The sequence below is a fragment of the Streptomyces viridochromogenes genome (assembly GCF_001270495.1).
Classification (GTDB): Bacteria; Actinomycetota; Actinomycetes; order Streptomycetales; family Streptomycetaceae; genus Streptomyces; species Streptomyces viridochromogenes_A.
This window is the reverse complement of the sequence record NZ_LGUR01000243.1, coordinates 37,607-44,151: the sequence shown is the minus strand read 5'-3', so window position 1 is coordinate 44,151 and position 6,545 is coordinate 37,607. Positions and strand designations below refer to the sequence as shown.

At 71.5% G+C, this 6,545-nt stretch carries 7 protein-coding genes and 1 pseudogene; 6 read left to right on the top strand and 2 right to left on the bottom strand.

Annotated features, from left to right (window positions below; all coding sequences use genetic code 11):
* Positions 1–1,121: hypothetical protein (locus tag ADK36_RS38905; protein WP_425315505.1), on the top strand; the 1,121-nt coding region annotated here is incomplete at its 5' end.
* Between the two features lie 92 nt (positions 1,122–1,213).
* The gene (gene mycP, locus ADK36_RS38900; RefSeq protein WP_053200952.1) at positions 1,214–2,389 is read left to right on the top strand and encodes a type VII secretion-associated serine protease mycosin; all 1,176 of its coding nucleotides are present in this window, start codon (positions 1,214–1,216) and stop codon (positions 2,387–2,389) included.
* A gap of 18 nt (positions 2,390–2,407) precedes the next feature.
* Here the strand turns inward: mycP and ADK36_RS38895 are convergent, their stop codons facing one another.
* Positions 2,408–3,418 (bottom strand): serine hydrolase, encoded by a 1,011-nt coding sequence (locus ADK36_RS38895; RefSeq protein WP_053200948.1) that lies wholly within the window; start codon positions 3,416–3,418, stop codon positions 2,408–2,410.
* A 149-nt stretch (positions 3,419–3,567) separates the two neighbouring features.
* On the opposite strand from ADK36_RS38895, the gene ADK36_RS38890 reads away from it, so the two are divergent.
* Positions 3,568–4,299, top strand: a complete 732-nt coding sequence (locus ADK36_RS38890; protein ID WP_053200950.1) for an SseB family protein — start codon at positions 3,568–3,570, stop codon at positions 4,297–4,299.
* A 5-nt stretch (positions 4,300–4,304) separates the two neighbouring features.
* On the opposite strand, the gene ADK36_RS38885 is transcribed toward ADK36_RS38890, so the two are convergent.
* Entirely contained in the window at positions 4,305–4,661 is a 357-nt protein-coding gene (locus ADK36_RS38885) for a DUF1844 domain-containing protein (protein WP_030054958.1), read from the bottom strand.
* A gap of 335 nt (positions 4,662–4,996) precedes the next feature.
* On the opposite strand from ADK36_RS38885, the pseudogene infC reads away from it, so the two are divergent.
* From infC to rplT, 3 genes and pseudogenes are all read left to right on the top strand, one after another.
* Positions 4,997–5,678 (top strand): annotated as a pseudogene (gene infC / locus ADK36_RS38880) (translation initiation factor IF-3).
* Positions 5,679–5,789: 111 nt separating this feature from the next.
* Positions 5,790–5,984 carry a 50S ribosomal protein L35 gene (gene rpmI, locus ADK36_RS38875; RefSeq protein ID WP_003977225.1) on the top strand — a complete coding sequence of 65 codons (195 nt, stop codon included), beginning with the start codon at positions 5,790–5,792 and terminating at the stop codon, positions 5,982–5,984.
* Between the two features lie 101 nt (positions 5,985–6,085).
* A complete protein-coding gene (rplT, locus tag ADK36_RS38870) occupies positions 6,086–6,469 on the top strand; it encodes a 50S ribosomal protein L20 (RefSeq protein ID WP_006141703.1) in 384 nt (127 codons plus the stop codon).
* Positions 6,470–6,545 lie beyond the last annotated feature (76 nt).

Genomic DNA, 6,545 nt, shown 5'->3' with positions numbered 1-6,545 from the left:
CACCCGCCCAGGGTGCCGCCGGCATGCCCCCGCAGCCGGCCACCCGCCCCGGCTCCGCCCCCGCCGAACCCCCTCGCCGCCCCGCTTCCGTCCCACTGCCCCCGCAGCGCCCCGTACGCGAGCCCTCGACCGGTGACGGACCGGCGGCCCCCGGGTACGCGGGCTCGGCGCCCGCCGGACCCTCCCGCCCCGCCGAGCACTTCCCGCACGGCCACGGCCACGGCACCGCCGCGTTCACGCCCGACCCATCCCTCTCCTGGAGCGCCCCGATGGCGCCGGGCGGTACTCCGGGGGCCGGGCGGCCCGTCGTGTCGTTCGGGCGGCCCGAGGGGTACGACGAGCAGGCGCGACCTCGGCCCCTCGGCGTGCGGATCCGCCCGCGGATCGCCGCGGCGGCCGCCTGTGTCGTGCTCGGGCTGGGCCTCATCGGCGGGGCCGCGACCGGGAGTTGGCTGATCGGCGACTCGGGCGACGGCGACGCGCAGGACACCTTCGCCGCGGCCGGCAGCCTGTGGCACAACATCCCCGTCGACCAGTTGTTCCCGCCCACCGTGACCGGGCAGGGCGCCGGGCCCGGCGGCGCCGACCGGATCTGGACGCGGATCGCCGTCGCCCCGGACAGCGGCTGCGCGAACGCCTTCGACCCGCTCCTGCGCAAGGCCCTCGCCCCCGTCGGCTGCGAGCGACTCCTGCGCGCCACCTACATCGACGCCACTCAGAGCTACGTGACCACCGTCGGCCTGCTCTTCACCGACGCCGACGCCGCCGCCATGCGCTCGCTCGACACCAGCTTCACCAAAGAGGGACTCGACCGCCGTACGGACCTGATGCCCCGCCCCTACGCCGCGAAGGGCACCCTGGCCGCCGGATTCGGCGACGAACAGCGCGCCTCCTGGACCATCTCCGTCCTGACCGACGCCCCGGTCGTCGTCTACGCGGTCTCCGGCTGGGCCGACGGCCGCACGGTCGACGAGCCCGAGCCCGCCGAGGAGGCCATACGGTCCGGCGACACCACGGCCGTCGCCCAGGCCGGCCTCGGCCACGAGGCACAAGGTCTCGCCGACCGCGTCGAACGCGCCCTGCGCAAGAACGTCGGCCCGTCCACGGAGCAGTCGTCATGAACAGGGACATGAGCGCCGACATGAACCCCGGTCGCGACCCCGGAGTGAACAACGCGACGGCCCGTGCCGTGACCAGTGCTGTGAAGACCTTCATGACCCCCTTCAGGACCTGGCGGACCGGCCCTCTCGCCGTCCTGCTCGGCACCTGCCTGGCCGTCCTGCCGTCCACCGCCGCGCACGCCGACTCCATCCGCGCCGAGCAGTGGGCCCTGGACGCCATGCACACCGAAGAGGCATGGCAGACCACCAAGGGCGCGGGCGTCACCGTCGCCGTCCTCGACACCGGCGTCGAGAACGACCACCCGGACCTCGTCGGCAACGTCCTCGAAGGCAAGGACATGGTCGGCTTCGGAGCCGACCGCGGCGACCGCGCCTGGGCCCGGCACGGCACGGCGATGGCCGGCATCATCGCCGGGCACGGACACGGCGCCGAGAACGGCGACGGCGTCATGGGCATCGCCCCCGAGGCCAAGATCCTCCCCGTCCGCGTCATCCTCGAGGACGGCGACCCCGCCCGCTCCAAGGCCCGCAGCACCCGGGGCAACGCCCTCGCCGAGGGCATCCGCTGGGCCGCCGACCACGGCGCCGACGTCATCAACCTCTCCCTCGGCGACGACTCCAAGTCCGCCCACCCCGAAGCCGGTGAGGACGAGGCCGTCCAGTACGCCCTGAAGAAGGGCGCCGTCGTCGTCGCCTCGGCCGGCAACGGCGGCGAGAAGGGCGACCACATCTCGTACCCGGCCGCCTATCCGGGCGTCATCGCCGCGACCGCCGTCGACAAGTTCGGCACCCGCGCCTCCTTCTCCACCCGCCGCTGGTACGCCACGGTCAGCGCCCCCGGCGTCAACGTCGTCATCGCGGACCCCGACCACAAGTACTACGAGGGCTGGGGCACGAGCGCCGCGGCCGCCTTCGTCTCCGGAGCGGTCGCCCTGGTCAAGGCCGCCCACCCCGGCCTGACCCCGGCCCAGATCAAGAAGCTCCTGGAGGACACGGCCCGCAACGCCCCCGCCGACGGCCGGGACGACTCCCGAGGCTACGGCTTCATCGACCCGGCCGCCGCCATCAAGGAGGCCTCCCGCATGGAGCGGGAGAACCTCAAGCCGGCGGCCTACGGCGAGGAGTACTTCGGCTCGGGCCCCGAGGCCGCCGACTCGGGGGACGACGCGTCGAGTTGGACCGCCCCGCTCGCGGGCGGCGCCGGCGCCCTCCTGCTGGTATGGGCGGTCGTCCTGTGGCGCGGCCGACGCGCACGCCACGACTTCTAGCGACCGGAGCGGGACCGGCTACGACACCGTTGTGGCGGCCGCGGACGAGGCAACGGACACGGGCGAGGTCGAGGCCGCGGAGGCGTCCTCCCCGGCGAACACCGCCACCGCCGCCACCGCCGCCGCCTCGACCAGCGCGATCCCCTGCGCCCGCGTCGCGTTGCCGTCCGACAGCGCGGCCACCAGACAGTCGCGGCCGTCGACCGTCACCCGGCCGATGCTGTTGATGTCCCACAGCCCCGTCGCCGTACGCGGCAGCCACCCGTTCTTCAGCGCCCACCCGGAGCCGTCGGCCGCCGCCGACACCCCCCACCGCTGGCCCACCGCGATCTGTCCCATCAGCCCGCGCACATACGCCCGCGAGGCCGCGCTCAGCTCCGAGTCCTCCCCGAACACCTGCCGCAACAGCCGGAGTTGATCGGCGGCGGTGGTCTGCGTCAGCCCCCACAGCATCCCGTCACCGCCCTCGGTCTCCGTGAGCCCGAGGCGCCCGTTCGCGGCGTCCAGCCCCTCCGCCTGCCCGATCGCCCGCCACAGCTCCGACGCGGAGGCGTTGTCGCTGTTCTCGATCATCGCGGTGGCGTACGACTTCTCCGTCGCCGTCAGCTGCCGCCCCGCGTCCTGCGCCTGGAGCAGCAGCGCCGCCAGAATGTCGACCTTGACGATGCTCGCCGTGTCGAAGGCGCCGTCCCCGTACGAGGCGCTCTCGCCGGACGCCATGTCCAGCACCGCCACCGCCACCTCGACACCTTCGGGGACGTCCACCGCCCCCATGGCCGTCGCCAGCAGCTCGTCGCGGTCCACCGTCGGCCGCGCCACAGACTCCATCGAAACCTCCTCGCTCGCCGACGGCGTCACGGACGCCGCCGACGATACGGCGCCCGTCCCCGAGTGCGCCTGCGCCTGCACATAGACGGCCCCGGCAGCCGTGGCGCCCAGCATGGCGACGGTGGCGAGGGCGCCGTACAGCAGCGAGCGGCTTCCGGGCGGACGAGCGCGGCGGCTGCGGCGGGCTCTGGAGGACTCCATGCCGCGATCGTCGGGGCGGCGACTGTGCGGGCCGTTAGACGGACGTTAGATGTGTGTCAGGGAAATCTGAGATTCCGGTGAAACGCGTCACAGCCGGGTTTCCGGGCCCGCACAAGCGCAGCAGCATCCCCCCGATAGGGTCGGTGACCGTGGCGAACAAGAACATTCCCGACTCTCCCTTCTCCGACGACGACGGCTCCGCCTCCCCCCGGCTGAGCGCCGCGCTCGCCGCCTGGGCCGAGGACCGCACCGCCGAGGCCCCGGTCCTGGAGGCACTGAAGGAGGCCCGGCTGCTCGTCCCCGTCGTGGCCGTGCTCGGCGAGGTCGAGGAGGACGAGAACGGGCTGCGCCACGAGAAGACCAGCGACATGGCCGTACCGACCCTCAAGGCGGGCGACCGCGTGGCCCTGCCCGCCTTCACGTCCACCGACTCGCTCGCCCGCTGGGACCCGGCGGCCCGCCCTGTCGCCGTACCCCTGCACCAGGCCCTCCAGGCCGCGGCGCACGAGAAGGCGGACACGATCGTGCTGGACATGGCCGGGCCGGTGCCGTACGAGCTGACGGGCCGCGCGCTGCTCGCGCTGGCCGAGGGCCGGACGACGACCGACCCGCTGGCCGACCCGGCCGTGCGGGAGGCGGTGCGGGTCGCGGTGGCCGCCGAGTCCTCCGTGCTCAGCGCCCATCTCGGGCCGGGACAGGCCGACGGCACCCTCGCCCTCGTCCTGGACGGTTCCGCCGCACCCGCCCGGGCCGCCCACGCGGTCGCCGAGCGGCTGGCCGCGGACGAAACGCTGAGGGCCCGCCTGGTACGCGGTCTCGACCTGGCGCTGCTGCCGGCCGGGACGACGCCTCCGGGCGAGCCCCTGTACGTACGAGGGTGACCTGGCTAGCCGTAGACCGGGCCGGTGTACTTCTCGCCCGGTCCCTGACCCGGCTCGTCCGGGACGATCGACGCCTCGCGGAAGGCCAGCTGGAGCGACTTCAGGCCGTCGCGCAGCGGCGCCGCGTGGAACGAGCTGATCTCGGTCGTGCTCGCGTCCAGCAGACCGGCGAGGGCGTGCACCAGCTTGCGGGCCTCGTCCAGGTCCTTGTGCTTGTCGCCCTCCTCGGTCAGACCGAGCTTCACCGCGGCGGCGCTCATCAGGTTGACGGCGACCGTCACGATCACCTCGACGGCGGGGACCTCGGCGATGTCGCGGGTCATCTCGTCGAAGTCGGGGGACTCAGGAGGGGTGTCACTCATGTCCCACACGATAGGCCCCGGTGTACGCGGATTAGCACCACCCCCGGGTAGCTGCTAACCTTGTGTAACGACCGGCTGGACAGCTACTGCCCAGCCCACAAGTGGAGGCTCCGACTTCCCACCTGATCGTCCTCCGGGACGGCGGGTCACCCGGTCAGGCGGCCACCATCGTTCCGTACGGACGATGGAGTCGCCCGAAATCGCGCCCCGCGTCATCGCGGCGGTGCTCCGGCAGTGTTTTGGAGCCCCGCCTGTGATCGTCCGGGGCATTTTTTGTGCTTCGGCGCGGTTAGGTCTGTCGAACAGAGACATACGCGGCTGTCCGCCAGACGGTCGTGTGGTGCTAACCGAGGAGGATCCATCAGCGCCGAGCCCCGCATCAACGACCGGATTCGCGTTCCCGAGGTGCGACTTGTCGGTCCCAGTGGCGAGCAGGTGGGCATTGTCCCGCTGGCCAAGGCACTGGAGCTTGCGCAGGAGTACGACCTGGACCTGGTCGAGGTCGCGGCGAACGCCCGTCCGCCCGTGTGCAAGCTCATGGACTACGGGAAGTTCAAGTACGAGTCGGCCATGAAGGCCCGTGAGGCGCGCAAGAACCAGGCGCACACGGTCATCAAGGAGATGAAGCTCCGGCCGAAGATCGACCCGCACGACTATGACACCAAGAAGGGTCACGTCGTCCGGTTCCTCAAGCAGGGCGACAAGGTCAAGATCACGATCATGTTCCGTGGTCGCGAGCAGTCCCGGCCCGAGCTGGGCTACCGACTGCTGCAGCGTCTCGCGGAGGACGTCCAGGACCTCGGTTTCGTCGAGTCGAACCCGAAGCAGGACGGCCGGAACATGATCATGGTTCTCGGTCCGCACAAGAAGAAGACCGAGGCGATGGCCGAGGCCCGCCAGGCGCAGGAAGCCCGCAAGGCAGAAGCGAAGGCCAACCCCGGCAAGTCGCAGAACGCCGCGGACTCCGACATCGCCGAGGAGACCGAGGCACCTGCCGAGGCTTCCGCCGAGGCGTGATCCCGGGGGACGCGAGTCCCCAGGACGTAACCGATACAAAGAGCGACGTTCCACCGTGCCCGGTTTCACGACCGGGCACCGGAACGCCACCGACGAGGAGAGAACGGCGCTATGCCGAAGAACAAGTCGCACAGCGGTGCCAGCAAGCGCTTCAAGATCACCGGCTCCGGCAAGGTGCTCCGTGAGCGCGCCGGCAAGCGCCACCTGCTCGAGCACAAGTCGTCCCGCGTGACGCGCCGCCTGACCGGCAACGCCGAGATGGCCCCGGGCGACGCCGCGAAGATCAAGAAGCTTCTCGGCAAGTGACGTCCGCGGCGCTTCCACTGAGCGCCGTACGTCTGGACCGGGACCCAATCGATTCCGGGCCGTGTGAGTCCAACCGCGGCCCCGCTACAAGGAGTTAAAAAGTGGCACGCGTCAAGCGGGCAGTGAACGCCCACAAGAAGCGCCGGGCGATCCTCGAGCAGGCTTCCGGCTACCGCGGTCAGCGTTCGCGCCTGTACCGCAAGGCCAAGGAGCAGGTCACCCACTCGCTGGTCTACAACTACAACGACCGCAAGAAGCGCAAGGGTGACTTCCGCCAGCTGTGGATCCAGCGCATCAACGCCGCTGCCCGCGCCAACGGCATCACGTACAACCGCTTCATCCAGGGTCTGAAGGCCGCGAACGTCGAGGTCGACCGCAAGATCCTGGCCGAGCTGGCCGTCAACGACGCGAACGCGTTCGCCGCGCTCGTCGAGGTGGCGCAGAAGGCTCTGCCGAGCGACGTCAACGCCCCCAAGGCGGCCTGACCGCCGCGCTCGGCTTGAACCGACGTGACTGAACGGACCCGTGGGTTTTACCTGCGGGTCCGTTGTGTTGGCGGAA